The sequence below is a fragment of the Methanoculleus chikugoensis genome (genome assembly GCF_019669965.1).
GTDB classification, from domain to species: Archaea; Halobacteriota; Methanomicrobia; order Methanomicrobiales; family Methanoculleaceae; genus Methanoculleus; species Methanoculleus chikugoensis.
The window spans coordinates 928,907-953,449 of record NZ_AP019781.1; the positions used below are offsets into that span (position 1 = coordinate 928,907).

Here is a 24,543-nt window from a genome sequence, read left to right on the forward strand (position 1 = left end):
ATGGGCGGCGGATCCCGCTCAGGGCGTGCCGGCGCCCTTCTCCCGGCCGAGCCGGAAGGCCGCGGTGTTGGCCTCGACGGTCTTTGGCGGCACGCATCGCCGCACCGCCTCTTCGAGGGTCTCGGGCCGGAGCGGGATCTCGCCCGACGCCGCCCCGAGCATCACGATGTTCTGCGAGAGGATGCTCCCTGCCTCCTCTGCGAGGGCCGCGGCGTCGATGCAGGTGACGTCGAGGTCGGCGAGTGCGGCGAGGATGCTCTCCTCGTCGGGGACGTCGATGCCCTGCTGGTAGACCGACGTCGGAACGACCAGGTTCCGGTTCACGACAAGCCTCCCACCTGCCGGGAGGTAATGCCGGTAGCGGAGCGCTTCGAGGAGGTCGAAGGCGACGAGGAGATCGGCCGTCCCCGGCACGATCAGGGAGCCGTGCTCCCCGTCGATCCGGATGTGGCTCTCCACCGACCCGCCGCGCTGCGCCATCCCGTGGGTCTCGGCGCTCCGGACTGCCCGTTTCTCGATGATGCAGGCCTCGCCGAGGACGTTCGAGGCAAGAACGGTTCCCTGGCCGCCGATCCCGACGATCAGGACGTCGAACGAGGGCTTCATCGCCGTCCCCCCATGACGATCGCGCCCGACGGACAGATGTCCGCGCAGACGCCGCAACCGGCGCAGAGTTCGGTTATCGTCGCGTTCTTATCGACGAACGCGATCGCCGGGCAGCCGAACGACCGGCAGGCGCCGCAGCCCGTGCACCGTTCGGGGTCGACCGTGTAGGGTTTGCGCCTGATCCCGCTCCGCCGTGCGGTGATGACGCAGGGCTGCTTTGCGATGACGACCCGGACACCCCTCCGCTCCTTTGCCCTGCGGAGGGTGTCGAGGAGCACCGGAAGGTCGTAGGGGTCGACCGTCTCGACCCAGGAGACCCCGCACGACCGGCAGATCGCGTCGAGCGATATCGGGGTGCTCTCCTCGCCCGTGGCCGTCATGCCGGTGTTGGGGTTCGGCTGGTGGCCGGTCATGGCGGTGATCCGGTTGTCCAGGATGACGACGACCATATCGGCGCCGTTGTAGACGGCGTTTAAGAGTCCCGGTATTCCCGTGTGCAGGAACGTCGAGTCGCCGATGGTCGAGACCACGGGGCGCTCCTCCCCCGACCGGGCGATCCCGCTCCCGACGGTGATCGAGGCGCCCATGCAGATGGTGGTGTCCACCGCGCCGAGCTGGAGCCCGAGGGTGTAGCACCCGATGTCGCTCGGGAAGATGCCGTCGCGGAAGACCTTCCGCATCGCGTAAAACGTCGGCCGGTGCATGCACCCGGCGCAGAGGATCGGCGGACGGGGCGGGACTCCCGGGACCGGGGCTGCCGCCGGGAAGGTCGCCGTGGGGGTTATGCCCGCCTTCCCGAGGGCGGCGGCGACGGTCGCCGGGGTGAACTCCCCTTCATACGGAACCGTGCCGTCGATCTTACCGAAGACCTCGGTCTTTGTCGCCACCTGCCGGACAACCTCCTCGACGACCGGATCGAGTTCTTCGACGACGAGAACCTTATCGTGCCGGTCGACGAAGTCCCGGAGCCACTCCTCGTCGATCGGGTAGGCGCCGACGATCGCGAGCGAGACGTCGGCGGGGAGCACTTCCCGGACGTAGGCGGCCGAGACGCCGCTCGCGACGACGGCGGTTTTGCCCCGGATGGTGTGGCGGTTGTAGCCGAGTTCGACCAGCCGCCGCTTGAGGTCTGGCTGTTTTTCGTTCAGTTTCTTGTGCAGCACCCGGGTATGCGCGGGGATGACCACGTACTGCTTCGGGTCGCGCCGGAACTCGGCGGCCCGGTGCTCGGTGCCGACCTCTCCGAGGTCGACGTCGCCCTTCGAGTGACAGATCCGGGTGGTGGGGCGGAAGATCACCGGCAGACCGAACTCTTCGGAGAGGGCGAAGGCGTCCCGCATCATATCGTGCGCCTCCTGAACCGATGCCGGGTCGAGGCAGGGGAGCCGGGCGAAGTGCGCGTAGCGCCGGGTATCCTGCTCGTTCTGGGAACTGTGCGCGAAGGGGTCGTCGGCGGAGAGGATGACGAACCCGCCGGTCACCCCGGTGTATGCGCTCGTCATCAGGGGGTCGGCCGCCACGTTCAGCCCGACGTGCTTCATGGTGCAGAGCGCGCGAACCCCGCACCAGGCGGCGGCGAGCGCGTTCTCGAAGGCGACCTTCTCGTTCGTGGACCACTCCACGGTGAAGGGCCGCTCCTTCTGCACCCGGAGGACGTCGATCACTTCGGAGGACGGCGTGCCGGGATAACCGCTGGCAAAATCGATGTTTGCCTCAAGGCACGCGTGAGCGATGCCCTCGTTTCCGAGTAGGTACCGTATTGCCATTGTTCCACTCAACTGTACTTCTATTGTCGGGTTTCAACATAGCGCTTTGGATGCCTGTCCGGAACAATCCGGTGCCGAAATGCCGGGTATTGGGGGGCAGCCGCGACGGGCCGCATCCGTTGCAACCCATCGTTCTCCGGGGGATGAAGGCGTTCTCTCCCGGGGTTTGATCACGGACGCCTCTTCCTCAGGATATGCGCATTGCCCGCGGCAGGGGCGGCGATGATCGCAACGCCTCTGCTCGCCCCGATGCAGCCATGCGCGACGGTTTTCGTCCCGGGAGGGTACTCACTCCTGGACTGTTGCCCCTGTCGGTTCTTCAGTGATGTCACACTCAGGCGATTCCGGGCAGGGTTCTTGCACAACCTTTAAATTGAAGATTATACAACATTTATAGGCACTACTACAAGTGCGTCGGGCCCGTAGCATAGCCGGTGGTGCACCCGGCTGATAACCGGGAGGTCGTGCGTTCGAATCGCACCGGGCCCATCGTTTCTCATTCTAGCTTGTTTTCAGGAGTTGTTCGAACACGGCTGATAACTAGGTGGTCGTGCGCTCAAATCTCACGGCCTCGCTGTCCTCTTTACTGTATATCTACTTGGTCTCCTATTCAAAATTCATGCTGTATCCGAGGTTCTCCGGCAATATCGTCTCTCGTTTAACATCGCGGGAAACGGGAGGCGATGCACGAGCGCACCCGTTCAGCCCGAAGCCTGTAGCCGCCGGTAGACGATGTGCTCGAGCAGTAAGACCGTGACAATACCCACAACGAAACCATTCGTGATCAGCGGGCGAATGAGTGCCGGAAACCCTGCGGCGACCTCCGGGGGCAGGAAGGCCACCAGCGTCCCGAGAAGGAGGGGGATGCCGACGACCAGCCCTCCGTCGAACGTCCCGACCGTCCCGCTCTCCTGGCCGAGCATGAGCCCCGCCGCAATCTGGGCGGCCATGACGTAAGTGAGGACGACGCCGATGACGGGTGCCGGGATGCTCTCCAGGTAGCCGATGGCAAGGGGCGATGCGGCCACGAGCCCGAGCCCGACCGCGGCCGGGACGAGGGCGAACCGTGACGCGCACCCGGTGGCGGCGATGATGCCCGGGGAGAGCGAGAAGTTCACCGGGCCGATCACTCCTGTAACACCCGCAAGGGCGTTCCCGAGGCCGGTGACGGCCACCCCGCGGTTCACCCGTTCGCCCATTCCCTCGGCTTTGAGCAAACTGCCCACCGACTGGATCGACCCGAGGTCATTCGTGGCGAGCGCGAGGTAGCAGATCAGGAACGCTGCGAGCACCCCGGCGTCGGGCACGGCGAGCGGTGCGAGCAGGTTTTCAGGCAGCGCGACGAGAGCGGTATCCGCGGGCGGCAGAGAGACCGCCCCGAAGAGAGCGATGTAGACCGGGGTGCCGAGGAGGATCGCCCAGAGCGGCAGGGTTGACTTCCATACCCCTTTGAGAAATCCGTGTGCGGCGAAGAGGACGAGCGCAAACGCGACGGCAAAGAGGAAGGTCTGCGTCGCCGGAACCGTGCCGCCGCCGTCCGTGATGAGATCGAGGATGATGGGTGCGAGGGTGAACGCGATGAGCATGAGGACGACCGCGATCACCCGGGGCGTGAAGAGGCGTCTGAGGTGTCCGATGAGGCCGGTCGCCGCAAGTCCGGTGAGGAGGAGCCCGCCGATCGCCAGCGACGCATTGATGGCCGGAAACCCTGCATCGAGGCTTGCAAGGATGCCGACCAGGAGCACCGTCGCCGGTCCGAGCACCAGGGGGAGCCGGTGCCCGAGATACACCTGCGCGAGCAGCACCAGCGCAACGAGGAGGAAGAGTCTCTGGAGGTACGGGACGGCCGATCCCCCGGCTTCGAGCCCGGCAACTACCCTGCCGGTGATGAGGACGAGGGGTACGCTCACCGCCAGCCACTGCAGACCGAAGATGAGGAGCGATGCCGGCCGCGGCCGGTCGTCGATGCCGTAAGAGAACTCCATTGTAGCGGCTCCCGGCGAAACGACCGGCCCCGGGGTGGAGCACGGAGCGTTCCGGCCTATAATGATGATATTCCCCTCTCAGCCTCCATAATAGTTCCCATTTCAGCGGGAGAAGGCCTGAGCCGGATGGAGGATATGGGGCGCGGTGCGCCCGGGTGTTTGGCGGTATCTCTTTGTAGCCCCCACCCCTGCTTCTACCCTGTAGAACTCTCCCGTAGTCACCACCAATTCAGTATATCCGTTGTAACCCCGGTGCAGGGCGGAGTACGGTACTGGATCCACCCGTAGTCACCACCAATTCAGTATATCCGTTGTAACCCCCACCCCACCCGGCCTTCGGCCTGCCCGAGGGGCGGGGGCAGTCATGGCGATACTCCCATGAAAGCCGTACAGGAGAGGTGAGCCATACATTGCTCCCTCCCCCGTCTCTGTCGCGTAAGAGGGAGGCCTGTCACTCTCCCTCCTACCCTACAGGATAAGGCCCGGCGCCATCTCATGGTCGTTTCCGCACAAACCGATGGTTTGATGCCCCGTGGCCGGGAATTGATCGGTATGTTTTCACCCGGTCATGCGGCTGGATCCTGTATTCGTCCCGGCATCGAGCGGAGGAGCCGGGCGTGAACGCCGTCGAGGTCCGGGGCCTCTCGCGGTCCTTCGACGGCCGCGATATCCTCCGCGACGTCTCGTTCACCGTCGGGCATGGGGAGATCTTCGGCTACCTCGGCCCGAACGGCGCCGGGAAGACCACGACCATCCGGATCCTGCTCGGCCTCCTCGCCCCCGGCGCGGGCGATGTCCGGGTCCTCGGGAGGGACCTCGCCGCCGACGACGATGCGCGTGCGCGAGTCGGGGTGCTCTTCGAGAACAACGGCCTTGCCGACCGGATGAGCGCCGCGGACAACCTGGCCTACTACGCCGGGCTCTACGGCGTCGACGACCCGGCGGAGCGGATCGACGAACTCCTCGCGCTCGTCGATCTCGCCGACCGGCGGAACGACCCGGTCGGGACGTTCTCGACCGGGATGAAGAGGAAACTCGGTATCGCCCGGGCGATCCTCCACCGCCCGGAGATCCTCTTCCTCGACGAACCCTCTTCCGGCCTCGACCCCGGCGCGCAGAGGATGGTCCGCGACCTCATCCTCGAACTCTCCCGCCGGGAGGAGATGACCGTCTTCTTAAACTCCCACCACCTCGACGAGGTCCAGCGGATCTGCTCCACGGTCGCGATCCTCGCCGAGGGCAGGATCCGCGCCTTCGACTCGGTGGAGAACCTCACCGCGGCATCAGGCCGTCCGGCCGTGACGGTCGCCCTCACCGACCCCGGCGATCGCGCCCGCGCGTGCGAGACCGTCGGGAGCCTCCCGTTCGTTGCCGGGTGCGACGCAGACGGCGACGCCCTCCGATGCACCCTCGCCGATCCGGCCGCGATACCCGACCTCGTTGCGGCCCTTGTCGGGGCAGGGTTCCGTATCGAGGAGGTCCGCCGGTCGTCGCGGTCGCTTGAGGAGATCTACCTCGAACACGTCGGCCGGGCGGAGGGCGGGGCATGAGCACGCTCTCCGTCATCGCCCGCCGGGAGATAAGGCTCGCCCTCCGGAACCGGGGCGTCCTCATCACCGCGTTCATCTTCGCTATCTGGTTCCCGGTCATGACCGCCCTCGGCATCGCCGCGGCAGCCGGTGGAGACGCCGCGGCTGTTGCCGGCGGCATCGCAGCGATCACCCTCCCGGTCGGGGTCTTCATGGGCTATATCTTCTGCTCCGACGCCTTCCTCCGCGAGAAGCGGGACGGCACCATCGAGACCCTCCTCTGCGCCCCGGTCTCGCTCCAGCGTCTCTGGGAGGGGAAAGCCCTCGGGGTCGTCGTCCCGGCGTACCTGACGACCCTCCTCGCGGCCGCGGTGAGCATGGGGGCAGCCTCTGCTCTGGCGGACGCTCCCATCGCCGCCGAACCCCTGCTCCTCCTCCACCTCGCGGCCGTCGTTCCGGTCTGGATCGCCGCCGCGGCCGGGCTCATCGGCGCGGCCCAGCTCGCGCTCGGGATGCGGGAGAACCAGATCCTCGGGTTCGCCTTCATATTCGGGTTCATCTTCCTGATCGGCGGGCTCCAGGCCGTTTTATCCGGCGGGTCGGGAATCTCGGCGACGGCGGAGGCGGTCCTCGCGGTCGTGGGCCTGGCGTTCCTTGCCCTCGCCCGCTTCATCGCCGGGAAGGTGACGAAGGAGCGGATCGTCCGAACAATTCCGTAAAAATATGGAACGGGCCGGCCTATTGCCCGGCCGCCGTCCCTTCCCTGAGATACCGGAGGACCGGGGCGAGGACCTCCTCATTCACCGCGCCCGCTTTTGCCGCAGAGTTGCTGTTCATGGCGATGTAGGTGTCCTTCTCGGCCCAGTAGTAGAGTATCGTGTACGAGCCGTAGTACCCGCCGGTATGGCCGTAGAGGGTCAGGCCCTCCGATGCGTTCTGCTGCGTGAAGTATCCATAACCGCACCCGACGCTCAACTCCCCGAGACCGGGCACCAACCCGATCTTCTGAGACTGCGGGGAGGTGTTCTCCATCGCCGCAAGCGATGCCGGGCTGATCAGCGCTCCCGAGCGGAGTGCACGGTGGAACCTGTTGAGATCGGCCGTCGTGCTCACGATATCCCCGGCGCCCCGGTCGAACTGGATGTAGAGGTCGCTGAAGTCCATGACGGTGCCGTCTTCTTCGCTTTCCTGTGCCCGCATATGCGGCCCGGGGATGTGATTGATCCGGTGGACAAACGTATCGTTCATCCCCGCCGGGACGAGGATGTTGCGGGTGACGTAGTCCTCGTAGGGGACGCCGGCCGCCTCGTCGACGATCAGCGTGAGAAGGATGTAGTTCACGTTCGAGTAGGTGTACCCCGTTCCCGGCGGGTAGAGGGGGCCTGCATCGAGGCCCTGCCGCATCCCTTCCTGGTAGGGGATCGGGGTATCGGGGTTCATGTACTCTTCGAGGACGATCGCGTTCTCGTCGTAGTCCGCGATCCCGCTCGTGTGGTCGAGGAGGTGGCGGACGGTGATTGTGTTGCTCTCCGGGATCGCCTCCGCCACGCCCGCCGGGAGCCAGCGGTCGATGGGGTCGTCGAGCGAGAGCTTTCCGTCCTCGGCAAGCTGCTGAACCGCGACGCTCGTGAAGGTCTTTGTCACGCTCGCGATGATGAACCGCATCTCCGGCGTCGCCGGCATCGCGGGGGAGAGCGAGGCGTTGCCGGCCGCGTGGCTCCAGGTCCATCCCGGCGTCGAGATCTCGATCAGGGTGCCGGGGACGCCGGCGCTCACAACCCCGGCCGAGACGATCGACTCGAGATCGGAGGCTACCGCCGTGGGCGGGGGGTTTCGGTAGGCGTCGCCCGCTTCCTGCACGGGTCCGGTGCTCTGCATGCACCCGGAGGTGAGGACTGCCGCGGCTACGGTGATGCCGATGAGAAGGAGGATATATGGCTTTGCATAGGGAAAGAGGCGCATAGATTTTCGTATGGTTTTTTCGGTTATATGGTATCTCCTTTGAGGGGCGTATGGTGCATCGCTGCCGGCAGACGTCGGTCCCGGGCTGTTACTCGGCACCTGTGAGGGGAACATCGGGGGGAAAGGCCGTGTGTTCGGGCTGTTTTATCCCGGGTGCCGGCGTGGATAAGGTATATATGGTGCTGTACCTTCTCCGCTCCCATGCAGGAGGAGCACGATCTCCCGAACCGGATCCTTCGTGCTCTCCGGTTCCGGCCGAAGGGCATGACCATCACCGAGGTGGCGAAACAGCTCGGCGTCACCCGGAACTCGGTCTCGAAGCACCTTGAGATCCTCCAAGTTGCCGGCAAGGTCGACGTCCGGCAGATCGGCAACGCGAAACTCTACTCCCTCGCCCAGCGCGTCCCGATCTCCGCCTTCCTCTGCTTCACGAAGAATCTCATTATTATCCTGGATGCCGATCAGCGAATCGTCCAGGTCAACGACCAGTGCCTCCGGCACCTCCTGCGGTCGAAGGACGACCTGATAGGCCGGACCATCCAGGAGGCCGCCCTCCCCGTCGTCTCCTCTCCGGAAGCACTCGCGGTGATCGAGGGACTCGAGCGGGAGCAGGTGGTCGCCGATATCCGCTACGCGCGGGATGACGGGGAGTTCTTCTACCAGATGCAGGCGATCCCGACGACCTTCGAGGACGGGGAGAAAGGGTGCACCCTTGTCCTTGAGGATATCACCGAGCGGAAGCGCTACGTCAGTGACATGGAATTCCTCGCTCGGACTGGTCGGGACTTCAGGGACATGGATGTGACCGACGACATCTACCAGTACGTTGCACAGGAATTATACACTCTTGCTCCGGGATTCCTGGTCTGGGTCGGCATCATCGATGAGTCGGACCAGATACTCATTCTAAAAAGCGTCGTCGGAAACCCTGTTGCCATCGCGGTCACGGAGCAGTTCGTAGGAATGAAGGTGGAGGGGATGGCGTTTCCTATCACGAAAGCTGATACGGCAGAGCTCATCCGTCACCTGAAACTTGTCAAGGGCCCTCCCCTCTACAGGCTCATGCACATGGAGATCCCCGAGGAGAGCTGCCAGCAGGTTGAGGAGGCTGCAGGGGGCATCGACACCTACCTGATGGGCCTCGTCTCCAGGGGGAGAATCGTGGGAGATGTCGGGATAAGCATTCAGGCGGGCACTGAACTGCCGAACCGGGGACTCATAGAGGCATTCGTCCGGCAGGCCGCGATTGCAATCGATAGAAAGATCGCCGACGACAGACTCAGGCAGAGCCTCGCGCGCGAACAGGAGCAGGTCCGGAACCTGTTATTCCTCTCCCGGACTGCGATGGATTTCATCGAGATGGAAGATTCCGTCGACATCTATCACTACATCGGAGACCGTCTCCATGATCTCACTCCCGACAGCATCATATTTGTCTGCACCCTGGACGCAGAGCGGCGGGAGATCAGGTTCAGGGGGGTCGTAGGGGACAGAGAACAGATTGAACGCCTGCAGGGTGTTATCGGGACTGAACTTATCGGCATACCATTCCCTCTCAGTGAGATGCTCCTATCGGGCTCTGGCGTATCCACGGACAGGATCTTTGAGAGCCCTTCACTCTACGATACTTTCTTTCACCAGATCCCCGAAGAGCACTGTGTGCAGGCCGAGACAGAACTCGGGCTCGGCAGGGGGTTTGGGAGGAACTTCTCCTGCAGGGAGGGTGTCTCGGGGTGCATAATGATCAAACTCACGCGGCCGGGTGATCTCGCAAACCGGGAAGTCATTGAGGCGTTCGCCAATCAGGCCTCTGTCGCTCTGTTGCGCCGCCGTGCAAGAGGGAACCTCCTCCGGAGTGAGCGGCGGTTCCGGGACGTCATCGACTCTTCGCCGTTTGCCGCCGCGATCATCGATTCAGACGGCCGCTATACCTACCTCAACCGGGCGTTCACCGACCTCTTCGGGTACACGCTTGAGGATATCCCCACCGGAAAGAACTGGTTCCGGCTGGCGTTCCCCGATCCCGTCTGCCGGCGGAAGGCGATCGCCGTCTGGAAGACCGACCGGGAGCAGGCCGGCCCCGGCCGGCCCCGGCTGCGGACGTTTCAGGTCCGGTGCAGGGACGGGAAGGAGAAGACGATCCGCTTCTCGCCTGTCGAACTCTCGGACGGGACAGAGTATGTCACCTACGAGGACGTCACCGAGGAGCGCCGGGTCTACAGGACGCTGGTGGGCGAGATAGCCGGGTTACGAAAAAAGTAATTGTTTGGCGTTCTGCACCTGCCGGAAAGATTGTTGCCGGTCCCGCTACAGCGTCTCCTCGCCGTAGAGGTAGGGCCTGAGGGCCTTCGGGATCGTGACCGAACCGTCCTCGTTCTGGTAGTTCTCGAGGATCGCCCGGATCGCGCGGGAGGTCGCGATTGCAGTGCTGTTCAGGGTGTGCAGGTAGCGCTTCTCGGTGAACTCGGTCGGATCGCGCACCTTGATGTTCAGCCTGACCGCCTGGTAGGCCGTGCAGTTGGAGCAGGAGACCGCTTCGCGGTAGCGCTCCTCGCGCGGCATCCAGACCTCGAGGTCGTACTTCTTCGCAGCGACGGTCCCGATATCCCCGGTGCAGATCAGGACGACCCGGTAGGGGAGGCCGAGTTTCTGGAAGACTGCCTCGGCGTTCGCCATCAGTTCCTCGTGGAGATCCCAGGACTGATCCGGCGTGGCGTAGATGAACTGCTCCACCTTGTGGAACTGGTGGACGCGGAAGAGCCCTTTCGTATCGAGCCCGTGCGCCCCGATCTCGCGCCGGAAGCACGGGCTCAACCCCGCCAGCCGGAGCGGCAGATCCTTCTCCTCGAAGATTTCGTCGCTGTACATCGCGGCCATCGGGTGCTCGCTCGTCGCGATCAGGTACTCGTCCTCGCCGTCGATCTTGTACATGACGTTCTCGAAGTCGGCGAGATCGGTCACGCCCTCGTATGCGGCCCGGTTCATCATGTAGGGAGGGATGATCGGGGTGTATCCGCGCTCGACAAGAATGTCCATCGCAAACCGCTGGAGCGCCATATCAAGCAGGGCGAGCCTGCCCTTCAAGAAGTAGAACCCGGACCCGGCGATCTTCGCCGCGCGCTCGAAGTCCGCCCAGTCGTGCTCGACGGCGAGCGCGCCGTGGTTCTTCAAGTCGAACGCGGGAAGGTTCGGTTCACCCCACCGGCGGATCTCGACGTTCTCGGAATCGTCCTTACCGATGGGCACGCTCTCGTGCAGGATGTTCGGGAGCCGCATCAGGCGATACTTTATCGCTTCGGTGAGGTCATCGTATTCCGCCTCGGCCTCGTTGACCCGCGCGGGAAGGCCCGCCGCCTCGGCAAGGAGCCCCTCGATCTCCTCTCCTGCCTTCCTCGCCTGGCTGATCTCGCGGGATATAACGTTTCTGCGGTTGCGCAGGCTCCCGATCGCCACGGTGAGTTCCCGTGCTCTCCGGTCCATCTCCAGCACCTCGTCGACCCAGGCAAGTTTCTCGGTGTCTCCTCTCTTCGTGAGGTCTGCCCTGACGATCTCGGGGTGTGCACGAACGAACTTCAACTCAAGCATGCTGTCTCTCGTACATACTTCGGCATGACGGTATAATAGGGTCGTGTTGCCCCTCTGCAGGATGGGTGCCGGGGACTCCGGGGCCGAGCGCCCGGACTGCATCCTGCCGCCCCCGTCCGAAACCTACTCTTATAATTTCCGGCGAACCAACTCATCTGGTATGGAAAAGAACCAGAAGATCGTCCTGGCGACGGCTGCCCTCATCACGCTCGGACTGCTCTTCATCGAGCCCATCTTCGCCCTCATCGCACTCGTCTTCGTGATCGTTCTCCTGATGAGTTTCCATATCATGGGAGATACGGCGAACTACCCGCTCGTCATCGCGGAGCTCTCGGAGAATGCGCGGGAGATCACCGTCATCAATACCGGGACTGCGAGGGCGCAGAAGATCCATGTCGCACTCGTCCCGCTCGACATCGAGTTCGAGGTCGCCTCGCTCGACCCGGACGAGAAGTCCCGGTTCAGCCTGGCGTCGATGGTCTCGGAGGCAAAAGCGGTCGTCACCTACGAGAATGCCGAAGGCCGGGAGTTCCGGCGCTCATATTCGATCACGGCGCTCGGGGCCGGGCGCGATCCTACCGAACCGCTCATCCCCATCTTCGGGCGCCGGTGAGGGGTTGGGTGGCGGGGAGGGCAGCGTGTTGATAACGGTGGCCTGCCTCTGCCGGTCGCCCCACTATGTCCTGCGGGTGCCAAAGCCTGCCGAAGCCTCGGGGTGTCCCGCCGATTGCTCATAGGGGCACCACGAACCCGTGCACGGATTCCCATTGGGTATCGCCACGGGGGGAGGGGACAGGGGGGGGTCCCCCTCCCTGCAACCCTCCCCCTCCCAAGGCGATTCTCCCATGGTCCAATTGCACCGGGCTTTTGATCGAGTCCTGCCTGTCCTTCTATGGGGGTAACACGCATGCAGCGATCAAATCCCCGGGGCGGCCCGCTAAACCTGGATCTCCTCGACATCCGGGGCGCTTTCAAAAAAAATGATTTTCAGGAGGCGAGATACTCGAGCGTCCGCGCGAGCGCGGCCGTCAGTTCCTCGTCTTTCTCTGCGTACTCGTAGAGCGCCCTGTAGAGCATGAAGACGAGTTCGTAGCCGTAGATGTCGAACGCCTCCTCCGGCGCGAGCGATGCGAGGTAGGAGTCCGTCCGGATCTCGATGTTGGTGTACATCAGTTCGTGGAAGGCCCCGTCCTCGTCGAGGACGCAGATCTGGGCATCGACGGGCATGCTCGGGTCGTCGGGGCGGTAGGGGAGCGGGTCGCCCTTCCCGAGAACGATCATCTTCTTCTCGTAGAACTCCTGGTCGTAGAGTTCCCCTGACGCCTCCCTCTTTGCGCGCCGGAGCATCTCGAGCCCGATCTGCTTCACGACCGGCGCCGTATCGGCAGCCATCCGCGCAAGGAGGGCTCCCATGCTGCCCCGGAGTTCCGAGGCCGATTCTTCCTTCTTCGCCTGCAGGTCCTCAAGGGTTTCGAGGAGGCGGGCGTATCCCTCTTCGATGATCGGATCCATTGCTCACTCACCTCTTGCGTATGCCGGCATAAGCGCACCGGTTTGTCCCGCTAGTCGCCCTGCCGGAGGCGCTCGGCCCCGAGGGCGCCCGCATACGCGAGCGTGCTCACGAGGATGATCGTCGCACCCGAGGGGACGTCGAGAAGGTAGGAGAGCCCTATCCCCGCCAGGGTGAAGACGATGCCGAGGGCGACGGCGAGGATCATCATGCTCCGGATCCGGGTGGTGTAGAGGCGGCTGATCGCCGCCGGGAGTGTCAGGAGCGCGATCACCAGGATGATCCCCACCACCCGGATCAGCATCACCACCGTGAGCGCAATCAGCACGAGGAGGAGGAGCGAAAGCCGCTCGACCGGGAGGTTCAGGACCCTCGCGTAGTCCGGGTCGAAGGTGACCGCCTGGAGCTCCCGGTAGAGGAGGGCCACGACGGCGACGATGATGGCGACGAGCACCCCCATCAGCAGGATGTCTCCCCGCGGCACGAGGAGGATGTTCCCGAAGAGGTAGGAGAAGAGGTCGGGGGCGAATCCCGGTGTCAGGTAGACGAAGAGGATCCCGACGGCCATCCCCGCCGCCCAGACCGCACCGATGATGGTGTCCATCTGCTGCCGGGCCCGGAGCTGGAGCGCGCCCATCCCGAGCGCCGTCGCCACGGTGAATCCGGCTGCGCCGAGGAGCGGGTCTATCCCGAAGAAGTAGCCGAGGCCGATCCCGCCGAAGGCCGCGTGCGATATGCCGCCGCTGACCGAGACCATCCGCCGCACCACGACGTAGGTCCCGATGATGCCGCAGGCCACGCTCGCGAGCACCCCGGCGATGAGGGCGTTCCTGAAGAACTCGAACCCGAGCACCTCGAACATGCTCACTCCTCCCGGTGCTCTGAAAAGACCCGGTGCGGAACCCCGTGGGCGATGAGATCGACCGGGCAGTGGTATGCGGCTTCAAGCATATCCGGCGTGATCTCGTTTGTGTCGTGCGTATAGAGGCGCCTGTTTAAGCAGGCGACCCGGGTCACATGCTCCGGGATCACCCCGATGTCGTGGGTCACGAGGACGATCGCCATCCGTTCGCGGAGCCCGTCAAGGATGCTGTAGAACTGCGCCGCCGTCGGCGCGTCCACGTAGACCGTCGGTTCGTCGAGGAGCAGCACCTTCGGGTCGCCGACGAGCGCCCGGGCAATGATCGCCCGCTGCTGCTCCCCGCCGGAGAGATCCCGGATCTGCCGGTCGGCGAGACCGGCGATGCCCATCGTCTCGAGCGCCTCCTCCGTCCGGGCGTGGTCTTCGGCCCCGTAACGCCGCGGGATTCGGGTGATGTGACCGAGGCGGCCGGAGAGAACCATCTCCCGCACGGTGATGGGATACTCGAAGTCGAACGTCCGGAACTGCGGGACGTAGCCGAGATCCCTCCTCGCCGCCGCCCCCGTGCCGCCGAGGATCCTGACCGTGCCGCGGGAGGGTTGGAGGAGACCGAGAATCACCTTGAGAAGCGTCGTCTTCCCGCCGCCGTTCGGCCCGATGATCGCGTAGAAGTCGTCCGGGTAGACGGCGAGGTTCACGTCTTCGAGGACGGTATGGCCGCGCAGCCTGACCCGGACGTCCTCGACCTCGATCACGGGTGCGGTCATGGTCTGTTGCTCTCCGCAAACGCCGAGGCCACGTGCCGCATGTTCGCGAGGTAGTCCTTCGCGAGCGGGCTCACCGTCACCACGGTGCCCCCGATCGCGTCCGCGATCACCTCGGCGCTCCGGGTGGAATGCTCGGGCGACGCGAATATCACTCGGATCTTCTCCTCCTCCGCCTGCTTGATGAGGTGCTCTATCCTCTGCGGCGAGGGCTCCTTTCCCTCGCTCTCGATCGGAACCTCGGTAAAGCCGTAGTCCCGGGCGAGGTAGGCCCACGACGAGTGGTAGACCATGACCGTCTTCACCCCCGATGCGGCAAGCGCACCGGCGATCTCCGTGTCAAGGGCGTCGAGTTCCCCGAGATAGGCATCGGCGTTCCGGCGGTAGTCTTCGGCGTTTGCCGGGTCGACCGCAATGAGCCCATCGCGGATGTTCCCGACCATGATCTTCGCGTTCTTGGGGGATGTCCAGATGTGGGGGTCGGCCCCCGCGTGCTCGCCGTCACCGGCCGTGATCAGGTCGACGCCGCGCGAACAGTCGACGACCAGCATCTCGGGGTTCAGGGCGGCGATCTTCTCCCGCCAGGCGAGTTCGAACTCGATCCCCGAGCCGACCACGGCATACATATCTGCCCCTGCGACGTCGGCGAGAACTCCCGGCGGGGGTTCGTAGGTGTGCGGGTCGGCCCCCGGCGGCACCAGCAGGATCACCCGGACGTGATCGCCCCCCACCCGTTCCACGAACTCCTGTTCGGGCGGTATGGTGACCGCGACGACGACGTCTCCGGTGTTCTGCCGGTCGGTGCCGGTACACCCTGCCGTGGCTGCTGCCAGCAAAAGGACTGTAAATACGGCTGCGACGAGAGATAGAGAAGTGGTATTGTTGTTATCCTGCGACCTCATCGATCTCACTCCGGATTTGGTATCTATCTAAATTTTTCCCGCACAAACGACAAAGGCGTTTCGCCGTCACCCGCGGTACCCGCCAAAAGACCCGCAGCAGTGGCGATCGTGCTCGATCTCCCCGCAGACGCTCATCATCGGGTGCCCGAGCGACGTGCACATCCTGTCGGTGAGGTCTTTCGAGAAACACTGTTCGATCTTCCTCGCTTCCCTGCAGGCTTCTTCGGGTTCGAGCCCGTGGCGACTGAGCACCAGGGCGACGATCCGGTGGCGGCGAATCAGGAACCGGGCGTACTCTGTGCCGCGAGAGGTGAGCCTCACCCCGTGGTAGGGCGTATGCTCGATGTATCCCGCTTTTGCAATCTCCGTGAGCGCTTTCGTCACCGTCGAGGGCGCGACGGAGAAGTGGGCGGCGATCTCGGTCGTCTTCACGACGTCGCCCTGCATGTGGATGTATTTGAGGTATTCCGCCTTCTTCGAGGAGAGTTCTTGCCCGGTGATCCCCTGCATGGAGAGAGGATACGCCTTATCAAAAGAAAAAGTTTCGCCGCGGCTAAACCTTCTCGTCGTCGGAAGGAATCAGTTCGGCGGTGACGTAGTGCCGGCGGTTTTTGGTTATCACCGCCCTCCCGGTGAATCCGAACGGCAGATCCTCTTCTACGACGACGTTGAGGTAGCAGGGATTTCGGCAGACGGTCGATCCCGGCGCGTTCTTCTCGGTCGCAACGATCGCTGTCTCCCGCCCGATCCAGCGCTCATTGTAGGAGTCGTAGATCCGGTTTGCTTCGGCAAGCAGCGCCCGGGAGCGGTCTTTGCGTATCCGCTCGGGGAGGTCTTTTAGGGCCGCGGCGGGCGTTCCGGGCCGCCGGGAGTAGCGGGTGATATTCACCTTCACGAACGCCGCTCTCCGGAGGAGTTCGAGCGTCTGTGAAAACTCTTCGTCCGTCTCCCCGGGAAACCCGGTGATGAAGTCGGAGGAGATCATCATATCCGGGTAGCAGTCCCGGAACGTATCGACGATCCGGACGACGTCGGCCGCAGCGTAGCCGCGCTGCATCCGGTCGAGGACGGTATCGGAGCCCGACTGGACGGGGAGGTGGAGGAACCGGAAGATCTTTTCGCTCTCGTACGCCCTGACGAGTGGATCGAGGATCCCGAGCACCGTAGCCGGGTGCATCATCCCCGGCCTGACGGCGAACCTTCCGGGGATCTTTGCTATCTCCTGCAGAAGATCGGGGAGCAACTCACCCCGCTCAAGCCCCCATGCGGCCACGTCCTGCCCGGTCAGCTGGATCTCATAGGCGCCCGAGGCGACGAGAGCCCGGACGGCATCGAGTATATCCTCTGCAGGCGCACTTGCGAGCCGTCCCCGGGCGAACCGGGTGATGCAGTAACTGCACCGGCCGACGCATCCGCTCGCCACCTGCACCACGCCGGTCGCCCCCGGCCCCCGGGTGCCGACGCCGGCGGCTCGCTCACGGATCTCGTCAGGATAGATGACGTGCGGCGTGCAGACCGAACGAATCTTATCCATCTGGACAACCGGCATGCACCCGGTCACGTAGAGGTCGCGGTCGGCGAATAGAGCGAGGCGCCGGAGCATCTTACGTTCGGTCGCGCCGATCACCGTGCAGGTGTTGACGATGACGGCATCCGCCTCCTTCGGCCGTTCGGTCAGCGTGCAGCCGAAACCTTCCAGTATCGCCACGAGCCTCTGTGTGTCGGCATGGTTGTAGGTGCACCCGTAGGTCTCGATGTAGATCCGTCTTCCCCGCAGTTCCTCAAACGTGATGGCGATCGACTCTCCTTGCGCGCGGTCGGCGGCCGGCCCGGGCTCCCGGCGGTCCGGTTGCCTCTATCGGTCGGAGGATAGTTTGCTCCTCTTTCGACCGGTTCCGTGCCGAGCACAATACTTAACCGCTGACATTACAACTTCTTTATTCGATGATTAAAATAGGGTTGCTGGGATGCGGCAACGTCGGGCATATCATCGCCACACACGCCGAGAGCATCCGGGTCGCCGCCGTCTTCGATATCCTCCCCGGGCGGGCGGAGGAACTGGCGGCGCTCTGCCATGCCCGGCCATACACGGACTTCGACGCCTTTATGCGGGAAGACTTCTCGATCGTCGTAGAGGCCGCCTCGGTCGACGCCGTCAGGATATACGGCGAGGCGGTTCTCCGGTCGGGACGGGACATCATCGTCCTCTCCGGGGGGGCTCTTGCGGACGACGAGTTCCGCGAGCACCTTGTCGAGGTTGCACGGGAGGCGGGAAAGAAGATCCGCATCCCGAGCGGCGCCATCATCGGACTCGACAACCTCAAGATCGGGCAGGTCTCGCCGCCGAGCCGCCTCCTCCTGCGGACGACGAAACCTCCCGCGTCGCTCGGGATGACCGCCGAAGCCCGGACAGAGATATTTAAGGGGCTGGCGCACGACTGTATAAAGCAATACCCTAAAAATATCAACGTCGCGGTAGCGTTGGGACTCGCCGCCGGCAGGGATGCCGACGTGGAACTCTGGGTCGACCCTGCGGCGGAGAGGAACATCCACGAGATATTCGTCGAGGGGGACTTCGGGGACATCTACGTCCGGGTCAGGAACGTCCCGAGCCCCGATAACCCTGCGACGAGCTATATGGCGGCCCTCTCCATCCTGACGCTCTTAAAGAACCTCGAGAACCCTCTGGTGGTGGGTACGTAACAATGGAAAAGGAGATTCGTGCGCTCAAGGCCGAGAAGAACGCAGTAATCATGGCGCATAACTACCAGCCTCCTGAGATCCAGGCGCTCGCCGACGTGGTGGGCGACAGCCTCGAGCTTGCGGTGAAGGCGAAGGAGACTGCGGCGGACCTGATCGTCGTCTGCGGTGTCCGGTTTATGGCCGAGACGGCAAAGATCCTCAACTCAGCTCGGAAGGTGGTCATCCCGGTTGAGGACGCCGGATGCCCGCTTGCCGACTTCCTGACCCCGGATATGATCCGGGAGGCGCGCCGGCGGCACCCCGACGCGGCCGTGGTGGTCTACGTCAACAGCACGGCGGAGAGCAAGGCGCTCGCCGACATCACCTGCACCTCGGCAAACGCGGTTCGTGTCGTAGCGTCCCTGCCGAATGACACGATCCTCTTCGGGCCGGACGCAAACCTCGCGGCGTACGTCCAGCGGGAACTCCCCGAAAAGACGATTATTCCCCTGCCTCCCGGCGGCCACTGCTACGTCCATACGGGGTTCACCCTTGCCGACGTCGAGGCTGCCCGGAAGAAAGGCGGCACAATCGTCTGCCACCCCGAATGCCCGCCGGAGGTTCAGATGCAGGCCGACCTGATAGCCTCCACGGGGGGCATGGTCCGCGGCGCAGCCGCCGGCGGGGAGGAGCCCTGGTGGGTCTTCACCGAGCGGGAGATGGCCTCCCGTCTGCGGGTGCTCTATCCCGGAAGGATCTTTTACGAGAAGCCGGAGGCCGTCTGCGCGGATATGAAGAAGATCTCTCTTGAAGACCTCCGCCGGGCGCTCGAGTCCGGGGAGCACGAAGTCGTCCTCCCCCCGGAGGTCATGGACCGGGCACGGCGGGCGATCGAGCGGATGATCGCCGTCGGGGCGTGAGTACGGATGATTCCGATCGAGGACCTGCTCCGTTTTGTCCGGGAGGATGCGCCGTGGGGCGACGTCACCTCCGAAGCGGTCGTCCCCGACGTCGCCTGCCGGGCGGTGATCCGGGCGAAGGATACGGGGACCGTCGCCGGCATCGAGGAGGCACGGGCGCTCTTCGAGCATTTCGGGATCGAGGTGCGTCAGCGTATCCCTGACGGCAGGTCGGTTGCTCCCGGAGCGGTTCTCCTCGAACTCGAGGGCCGCGCGAGGCCGATCCTTCTCCTGGAGCGGACGGCGCTCAACATCATCGGGCGGATGAGCGGGATTGCAACCCGGACCCGGGAGGCGGTCGAGGCCGTCCGGGCGGTCTCCCCCGACATCCGGGTTGCCGCGACGCGGAAGACCGCCCCGGGACTCCGGATGCTCGATAAGAAGGCGGTGGTTCTCGGCGGGGGCGACCCGCACCGCTACTGCCTCTCGGATATGGTCCTGATCAAGGATAACCACCTCGCACTGGTGCCGCTTTCGGAGGCGATCCGAAAGGCAAAGGGGCGGAGCCGCTACCGGGCGGTCGAGGTGGAGGTCGAGACGTCACGGGACGCCGTCGAGGCGGCACTTGCCGGTGCCGACATCGTCCTTCTCGACAACATGGCGCCGGATGCCGTCCGGGAGACGGTCGGGGCGCTGGCCGCCCGTGGTCTCCGGGAGCAGGTCACCCTCGAGGTCTCGGGGGGCGTCGCCGGCGACGATCTTGCCGGGTATGCCGCGACCGGGATCGATATCATCAGCATGGGTGCCCTCACCCATACGGTCAGGAACTTCGACGTGAGCCTGGATATCCTGAAGGGCGCGGGCACCGTCAGGCTTCCGTAAAAGAGAGGGTTCAGGATGCGATCCCGGAATCCTCCATCGTGAGTTCGTCCAGAAACGGCATCAGCCCTTTGACGTACGGCATGAGTTTGCCCTCCTCTGTCCTGAGTTCCCCGTAGGCCGTGACCTCGATGACCAGCGGAAGTTCGTCCAGGCGCCGGGTGAAGAGGGGGTCCTGCTCGGCGGCGAACCGGAGGAACGCATTCAGGTTGACGAACGGGCGGTCCAGGTCGGGAACGTCGCGGTATTCCTGCAGGTCTTCCCGGAGCGTGGAGTCTCTGGCTAGATCCTCCTCGAAGTAGAGAAAGACATGGAAGTTGTGGCGGCGACCCATCGCATCGAGATCTCTGATATCGATCTTCGCTCCGGCAACGATGCCGAGACGTTCCAGATCCGGGGGAAATGCTGTACCCTCCGGTGTAACCGTCGGACTCTCCATACTATGGTGAAGGCAGGGAGAGGAGAAAAATGCACCCCCTGTGCGTATCTTCCGGGCAAAACCTTATACCCGGCCGACCCCAGATGGGCGTGAGGTGGCCCATGGCAGGGAGGGATCCGCCGGTGCCGGAGAGAGAGACCGAAGGCCTTGAGAGGGAGAAGAAACTCCACAGGTACCTCTCGATGCTTGCGTCCGGGAATCTCAACGAGCGGTGGCGGGCTGCCGACGCGCTCGGGGAACTCGGCGACAGTCGCGCGGTAAGGCCGCTCATCGAGGCGCTGGAGGACGAATACGTCGATGTCCGGTGGAAGGCGGCGAAGGCGCTCGGGCTCCTCGATGGGCGCGAACCCGTCCTCCCGCTGATACGGAGCCTGGAAGACGACAGCCCCTGGGTTCGGATGGGGGCAGCCTGGGCGCTCGGGGAGATCGGCGATCCCCGGGCGGTCGAGCCGTTGATCCGGCTGCTTGACGACACGAAACCCCGGGTCAGGAGGATGGCGGCCTGGGCGCTCGGCCGGATAGGCAACCCGCGGGCGCGGGAACCACTGTTGCGCCTCCTCGGGGATGCCGATCGCGACGTCAGGATTGCCGGCCGGCTGGCGCTCGATGAGATCGGAACCGAGCGGGAGATCCCGAGCGTCTGAAGAAGGTGCGGCTCTCAGTCCCGATACTTCGCCGTCAGTCCCCCGGGCTGCCGTTCTTGTCCCGTATGCGTTTATAATCCAGAAACGTCTTTTTATATCTGATAGGGTGTTGCAATCGATGTATTATGCAATTGTGCGCCCGGGAAGAGATGGATATGGACATATTCATGAAATGCGCCGTCGAAGAAGCGGAAGCGGGCCTGCGTGAAGGCGGAATACCCATCGGGTCGGTGCTGGTGCGCGACGGCCGGATCATCGGGCGCGGCCGGAACCGCCGGGTCCAGGCTGACGATCCCGTACTCCACGCCGAGATTGACTGCCTGAGGAACGCCGGGAGGATTGGTAACTACGCAGATTGCACGCTCTACTCCACGCTGATGCCCTGCTACCTCTGTGCGGGAGCGGTCGTCCAGTTCGGGATCGGGAAGGTCGTGGCGGGGGAGTCGGTAAATTTCGCGGGAGCGCGGGAGTTCCTCGAGTCGCACGGGGTCGAGGTGCTCGATCTGGATCTCGACGTCTGCAAGGAGATGATGGGCGCGTTCATCGAGCAGCATCCCGATCTCTGGGATGAGGATATCGGGGAGTTGTGAGGCGGTTCTTATGGGTGGGGACAGATTGCTCCGTTACGCGGTCGTTGCCGTCGCCTTCCTCCTCGCCGGGGTCTGGATCGGCCTTGCGGCCGCTCCTCTCCCGGCCGTCCCCGCGTGCGAAGATAGGGATACGCTCTTTCAGGTCTCGACCATCGATGCGCTCCTCCAGGGCACCTACGACGGCAGCATGGCGTTTGACGAACTCGCGAGGCACGGTGACTTCGGGATCGGGTGCGGCGACCGGCTCGACGGGGAACTGATCGGCATCGACGGCGAGTGGTACCTGATCCGGGTCGACGGACGGCCCTACCTGGCTTCCGGAAGCGCGACGACGCCGTTTGCGGCCGCGACCTTCTTTGATCCGGAGATCACGGTCGCGGTCGACGAGCCGATGAATCTGACCGCTCTCCAGAGCCGCGTGGAGGCGAAATTTCCTTCAGAGAACCTCTTCTACGCGATCAGGGTGGACGGCACCTTCCCGCACGTGGTAACCCGGAGCGTGCCCGCCCAGGAGAAGCCTTATCCGCGGCTCATCGACGTGACGGCAAATCAGACGGTCTTTACGCTCGAGAACGTCACCGGAACCGCAATCGGGTTCTGGACGCCGGCACTGGCAGAAGGTGTCAACGTCCCCGGCTACCACCTTCACTTCATCACCGGCGATCGCGCCGCCGGCGGTCACGTGCTCGATATGACCCTGGCGGAGGGCACCGTGCAGGTCGACACCACGGCGAACTTCACCATGGCGCTCCCGTCCGGCGGCGACTTCCTGACGGTTGATCTCTCTGCAGACCTCTCAGACGACCTTGAGCAGGTGGAATAAGCCGGAGAGACTACTTTTTTCCTCGCACCTGATGGTGCTTGAGTTCTGGTTCTCACGAACTGTTGCCGGATAAGGCTAAAGGCCTCACGCGAAGAGCGACGGATGGGACATCCGGAGCGTGAACACCACCCGGTGCGAAGAGCGCGAAGCCGCGAAGGGGAGTTGCCATACCCATCTGCCGAACTTCGCGTTCTTCGCGCCTTCGCGTGAGATGGCGGGGCTGAGCAACGATACGACCTCACGCGAAAGACGCGAAGCCGCGAAGGAGCCTCTCGCCGACAGTTGACCGAACTTCGTTCGCGTCCTTCGCATCACCGCGGCCCGACAAAAAAGTTACCGGACGACCAGCAGCGGCGGTCTGACCGCACCGCCGATCTGCTCGAGCAGGGCGCCGATCCGGGACTTCCCGCTCCTGCCGAAAGCACCCATGACGATCAGCCCGTATTCGCCGGAGTTTGCCTCCTCAAGGATCTCCTCCCTGATTGCCCCCTCGACGATCTTTGTCGAACACCGGATCCTCTCACCCTGGTAGCGGGTGAGAATGCTGTTCTGGTCATCTTCGATGCTCTTCCGCATATCCTTCCATATCTGCCCTTCGTAGCCCTTCAACTGGTCGCAGATCCCGCTCTGGGCGCAGAAGTTGAACGCCATCGCCTTGGCCTCCGCGATATCCAGCACCGAGAAGAGGACTACCTCGGCATTCTTCGGCTTTGCCAGTCCAATCGCATGCAGAGCCGCTTTCTGGCTCCACTTCGAACCATCGATAAGCACAAGAATCTTCATGTTATTCACATCACAAATTTCAGCCAGAGCATTCCGAATCCTACCCCCACCGTCACGAAGAGCACGAGCATCCCTACTTTCAGGAAGTCGACGAAGGTGATGCCGAACCCCTCGCGCTCGGCGATACCGATGACGACGACGTTTGCCGACGCCCCGATGGCGGTCCCGTTACCGCCGAGGCACGCACCGAGGGCGAGCGCCCACCAGAGCGGGTAGACGTCCATCGTCGCCCCAAGGTCGTGGATGAGCGGGATCATCGCCGCGGTGAGAGGGATGTTGTCCACGATCGCCGAGGCGATCGCGGCGAACCATGTCACGATGAACATCGCCTCCCCGGTCGAACCCATGTTCTCGATCATGACCCGGGCAATGCTCGAGATGATGCCGGTCTCGACGAGGGCGCCCACGATGACGAAGAGCCCGCCGAAGAAGAAGAGGGCCGGCCACTCGATCTTCTCGAAGATCTCCTCGGGCGACTGCCTGCTCCAGAAGAGGAGGATTGCCGCCCCGATGAGGGCCACCTCTGCGGGTTCGAGCCCCATCGCCGGGTCGACGAACGGCAGGACAATGTGCAGGATCTCTCCGATCCGGTCGTGGACAAAGAAGAGGAGGACCACGAAGACGATGACGGCCACCGACTTGTTGAAGAGCGACCGGTCGACGACCGCCGCCCGTTCATCGAGACCGTTGAGCGTCCGGACCATCTCCTGCCGCTCGTCGGCGCTCACCTTCATGGAACGGCCGTAGATGAGGTACATCAACCCGATGAGAATCGCCATATCGACGACCATGATGGGGGCAAGGTGGATCAGGAACTCGTTGAACGTCAGTCCTGCCGACGATGCGATCATGATGTTCGGGGGGTCGCCGATGAGCGTCGCCGCCCCACCGATGTTGGAGGCGAAGATCTCCGTGACCAGGAAGGGGATGGGGTTGAGGTTCATCACTCTCGCGACGTAGAGGAGCATCGGGGTGAGCAGGAGGACGGTGGTGACGTTGTCGAGGAATGCGCTCACGATCGCCGTTACAACCGCAAAGAGGATGAGAATCCGGATCGGGCTTCCCCCCGCGAGTTTTGCGGTCCGTATCGCGATATACTCGAAGAGGCCGCTGCCCCGCGCGGTGTTGACGATGATCATCATCCCGAGGAGCAGGAAGATCGTTCCGAAGTCGACGTGCTCGAGGAGCGCCTCCCAGGGGACGATCCCGACAAAGACCACGATCGCCGCACCGAGCATGGCGGCGACCGCCCGGTGAATCCGCTCGTCGATGATCAGCGCATAGGTGAAGAGGAAGACCGCTACCGCGATCAGTGCAACCGTATCCACTATGC

Annotated in this window: 24 protein-coding genes and 1 tRNA gene; 11 read left to right on the forward strand and 14 right to left on the reverse strand. The window is 63.9% G+C overall.

What is annotated here, in order from left to right:
* Positions 1-18: 18 nt before the first annotated feature.
* Together MchiMG62_RS04780 and iorA are read right to left on the reverse strand one after the other, a co-directional pair.
* Entirely contained in the window at positions 19-606 is a 588-nt protein-coding gene (locus tag MchiMG62_RS04780; RefSeq protein ID WP_221058113.1) for an indolepyruvate oxidoreductase subunit beta, read from the reverse strand.
* Positions 603-2,372, reverse strand: coding sequence for an indolepyruvate ferredoxin oxidoreductase subunit alpha (gene iorA / locus MchiMG62_RS04785; protein WP_221058114.1), 1,770 nt, complete (start codon positions 2,370-2,372; stop codon positions 603-605). The genes MchiMG62_RS04780 and iorA overlap by 4 nt, the downstream gene beginning before the upstream one ends.
* Positions 2,373-2,788: 416 nt before the next feature.
* Between iorA and MchiMG62_RS04790 the strand changes: the two genes are divergently transcribed.
* Positions 2,789-2,861 (forward strand) — tRNA-Ile (locus MchiMG62_RS04790).
* A gap of 212 nt (positions 2,862-3,073) precedes the next feature.
* Here the strand turns inward: MchiMG62_RS04790 and MchiMG62_RS04795 are convergent.
* Complete coding sequence (locus MchiMG62_RS04795) at positions 3,074-4,357, reverse strand: uracil-xanthine permease family protein (protein WP_221058115.1); 1,284 nt, start codon at positions 4,355-4,357, stop codon at positions 3,074-3,076.
* Between the two features lie 617 nt (positions 4,358-4,974).
* On the opposite strand from MchiMG62_RS04795, the gene MchiMG62_RS04800 reads away from it, so the two are divergent.
* Positions 4,975-5,907: an ABC transporter ATP-binding protein gene (locus tag MchiMG62_RS04800; protein ID WP_221058116.1), complete on the forward strand. Its 933-nt coding sequence runs from the start codon at positions 4,975-4,977 to the stop codon at positions 5,905-5,907.
* Positions 5,904-6,605 carry a heme exporter protein CcmB gene (locus tag MchiMG62_RS04805; protein WP_221058117.1) on the forward strand — a complete coding sequence of 234 codons (702 nt, stop codon included), beginning with the start codon at positions 5,904-5,906 and terminating at the stop codon, positions 6,603-6,605. The genes MchiMG62_RS04800 and MchiMG62_RS04805 overlap by 4 nt, the downstream gene beginning before the upstream one ends.
* Before the next feature lie 19 nt (positions 6,606-6,624).
* On the opposite strand, the gene MchiMG62_RS04810 is transcribed toward MchiMG62_RS04805, so the two are convergent.
* A complete protein-coding gene (locus MchiMG62_RS04810; protein ID WP_244987803.1) occupies positions 6,625-7,848 on the reverse strand; it encodes a serine hydrolase domain-containing protein in 1,224 nt (407 codons plus the stop codon).
* Positions 7,849-8,049: 201 nt separating this feature from the next.
* On the opposite strand from MchiMG62_RS04810, the gene MchiMG62_RS04815 reads away from it, so the two are divergent.
* Positions 8,050-10,110, forward strand: a complete 2,061-nt coding sequence (locus tag MchiMG62_RS04815) for a PAS domain S-box protein (RefSeq protein WP_221058119.1) — start codon at positions 8,050-8,052, stop codon at positions 10,108-10,110.
* Between the two features lie 45 nt (positions 10,111-10,155).
* Here the strand turns inward: MchiMG62_RS04815 and serS are convergent, their stop codons facing one another.
* Positions 10,156-11,433 carry a serine--tRNA ligase gene (gene serS / locus MchiMG62_RS04820; protein ID WP_221058120.1) on the reverse strand — a complete coding sequence of 426 codons (1,278 nt, stop codon included), beginning with the start codon at positions 11,431-11,433 and terminating at the stop codon, positions 10,156-10,158.
* A 160-nt stretch (positions 11,434-11,593) separates the two neighbouring features.
* Here serS and MchiMG62_RS04825 point away from each other — a divergent pair, with 160 nt between their 5' ends.
* Complete coding sequence (locus tag MchiMG62_RS04825) at positions 11,594-12,046, forward strand: hypothetical protein (RefSeq protein ID WP_221058121.1); 453 nt, start codon at positions 11,594-11,596, stop codon at positions 12,044-12,046.
* 374 nt (positions 12,047-12,420) lie between these two features.
* Here MchiMG62_RS04825 and MchiMG62_RS04830 read toward each other — a convergent pair whose 3' ends face one another.
* The 6 genes from MchiMG62_RS04830 to MchiMG62_RS04855 all read right to left on the reverse strand — a co-directional run bounded on the left by MchiMG62_RS04830 (position 12,421) and on the right by MchiMG62_RS04855 (position 17,179).
* Positions 12,421-12,945 (reverse strand): hypothetical protein, encoded by a 525-nt coding sequence (locus MchiMG62_RS04830; protein WP_221058122.1) that lies wholly within the window; start codon positions 12,943-12,945, stop codon positions 12,421-12,423.
* A 50-nt stretch (positions 12,946-12,995) separates the two neighbouring features.
* A complete protein-coding gene (locus MchiMG62_RS04835; protein WP_221058123.1) occupies positions 12,996-13,805 on the reverse strand; it encodes a metal ABC transporter permease in 810 nt (269 codons plus the stop codon).
* A gap of 2 nt (positions 13,806-13,807) precedes the next feature.
* Complete coding sequence (locus tag MchiMG62_RS04840) at positions 13,808-14,572, reverse strand: metal ABC transporter ATP-binding protein (protein ID WP_221058124.1); 765 nt, start codon at positions 14,570-14,572, stop codon at positions 13,808-13,810.
* The gene (locus MchiMG62_RS04845) at positions 14,569-15,405 is read right to left on the reverse strand and encodes a metal ABC transporter solute-binding protein, Zn/Mn family (RefSeq protein WP_244987804.1); all 837 of its coding nucleotides are present in this window, start codon (positions 15,403-15,405) and stop codon (positions 14,569-14,571) included. Before MchiMG62_RS04845 ends, MchiMG62_RS04840 begins: the two co-directional genes overlap by 4 nt.
* Before the next feature lie 132 nt (positions 15,406-15,537).
* Positions 15,538-15,981 carry a metal-dependent transcriptional regulator gene (locus tag MchiMG62_RS04850; RefSeq protein WP_221058126.1) on the reverse strand — a complete coding sequence of 148 codons (444 nt, stop codon included), beginning with the start codon at positions 15,979-15,981 and terminating at the stop codon, positions 15,538-15,540.
* A gap of 43 nt (positions 15,982-16,024) precedes the next feature.
* The gene (locus tag MchiMG62_RS04855; RefSeq protein WP_244987805.1) at positions 16,025-17,179 is read right to left on the reverse strand and encodes a tRNA (N(6)-L-threonylcarbamoyladenosine(37)-C(2))-methylthiotransferase; all 1,155 of its coding nucleotides are present in this window, start codon (positions 17,177-17,179) and stop codon (positions 16,025-16,027) included.
* 236 nt (positions 17,180-17,415) lie between these two features.
* Here MchiMG62_RS04855 and nadX point away from each other — a divergent pair, with 236 nt between their 5' ends.
* From nadX to nadC, 3 genes are read left to right on the forward strand one after another with little or no spacing between them, the layout of a single operon-like run.
* Entirely contained in the window at positions 17,416-18,174 is a 759-nt protein-coding gene (gene nadX, locus MchiMG62_RS04860; protein ID WP_221058127.1) for an aspartate dehydrogenase, read from the forward strand.
* Between the two features lie 2 nt (positions 18,175-18,176).
* Positions 18,177-19,073, forward strand: coding sequence for a quinolinate synthase NadA (gene nadA / locus MchiMG62_RS04865; protein ID WP_221058128.1), 897 nt, complete (start codon positions 18,177-18,179; stop codon positions 19,071-19,073).
* A gap of 6 nt (positions 19,074-19,079) precedes the next feature.
* Entirely contained in the window at positions 19,080-19,934 is an 855-nt protein-coding gene (gene nadC / locus MchiMG62_RS04870; protein WP_221058129.1) for a carboxylating nicotinate-nucleotide diphosphorylase, read from the forward strand.
* Positions 19,935-19,944: 10 nt separating this feature from the next.
* Here nadC and MchiMG62_RS04875 read toward each other — a convergent pair whose 3' ends face one another.
* Positions 19,945-20,370, reverse strand: a complete 426-nt coding sequence (locus MchiMG62_RS04875; protein WP_221058130.1) for a hypothetical protein — start codon at positions 20,368-20,370, stop codon at positions 19,945-19,947.
* A gap of 101 nt (positions 20,371-20,471) precedes the next feature.
* Between MchiMG62_RS04875 and MchiMG62_RS04880 the strand changes: the two genes are divergently transcribed.
* The 3 genes from MchiMG62_RS04880 to budA all read left to right on the forward strand — a co-directional run bounded on the left by MchiMG62_RS04880 (position 20,472) and on the right by budA (position 22,427).
* Entirely contained in the window at positions 20,472-21,014 is a 543-nt protein-coding gene (locus tag MchiMG62_RS04880; RefSeq protein ID WP_221058131.1) for a HEAT repeat domain-containing protein, read from the forward strand.
* A gap of 155 nt (positions 21,015-21,169) precedes the next feature.
* On the forward strand, positions 21,170-21,604 hold the full coding sequence (locus tag MchiMG62_RS04885; RefSeq protein WP_221058651.1) for a nucleoside deaminase: 435 nt from the start codon (positions 21,170-21,172) through the stop codon (positions 21,602-21,604).
* Positions 21,605-21,614: 10 nt separating this feature from the next.
* Positions 21,615-22,427, forward strand: coding sequence for an acetolactate decarboxylase (gene budA / locus MchiMG62_RS04890; RefSeq protein WP_221058132.1), 813 nt, complete (start codon positions 21,615-21,617; stop codon positions 22,425-22,427).
* A gap of 333 nt (positions 22,428-22,760) precedes the next feature.
* Here the strand turns inward: budA and MchiMG62_RS04895 are convergent, their stop codons facing one another.
* Entirely contained in the window at positions 22,761-23,210 is a 450-nt protein-coding gene (locus MchiMG62_RS04895) for a universal stress protein (RefSeq protein WP_221058133.1), read from the reverse strand.
* A 5-nt stretch (positions 23,211-23,215) separates the two neighbouring features.
* Positions 23,216-24,538 carry an ArsB/NhaD family transporter gene (locus MchiMG62_RS04900; protein ID WP_221058134.1) on the reverse strand — a complete coding sequence of 441 codons (1,323 nt, stop codon included), beginning with the start codon at positions 24,536-24,538 and terminating at the stop codon, positions 23,216-23,218.
* Positions 24,539-24,543 lie beyond the last annotated feature (5 nt).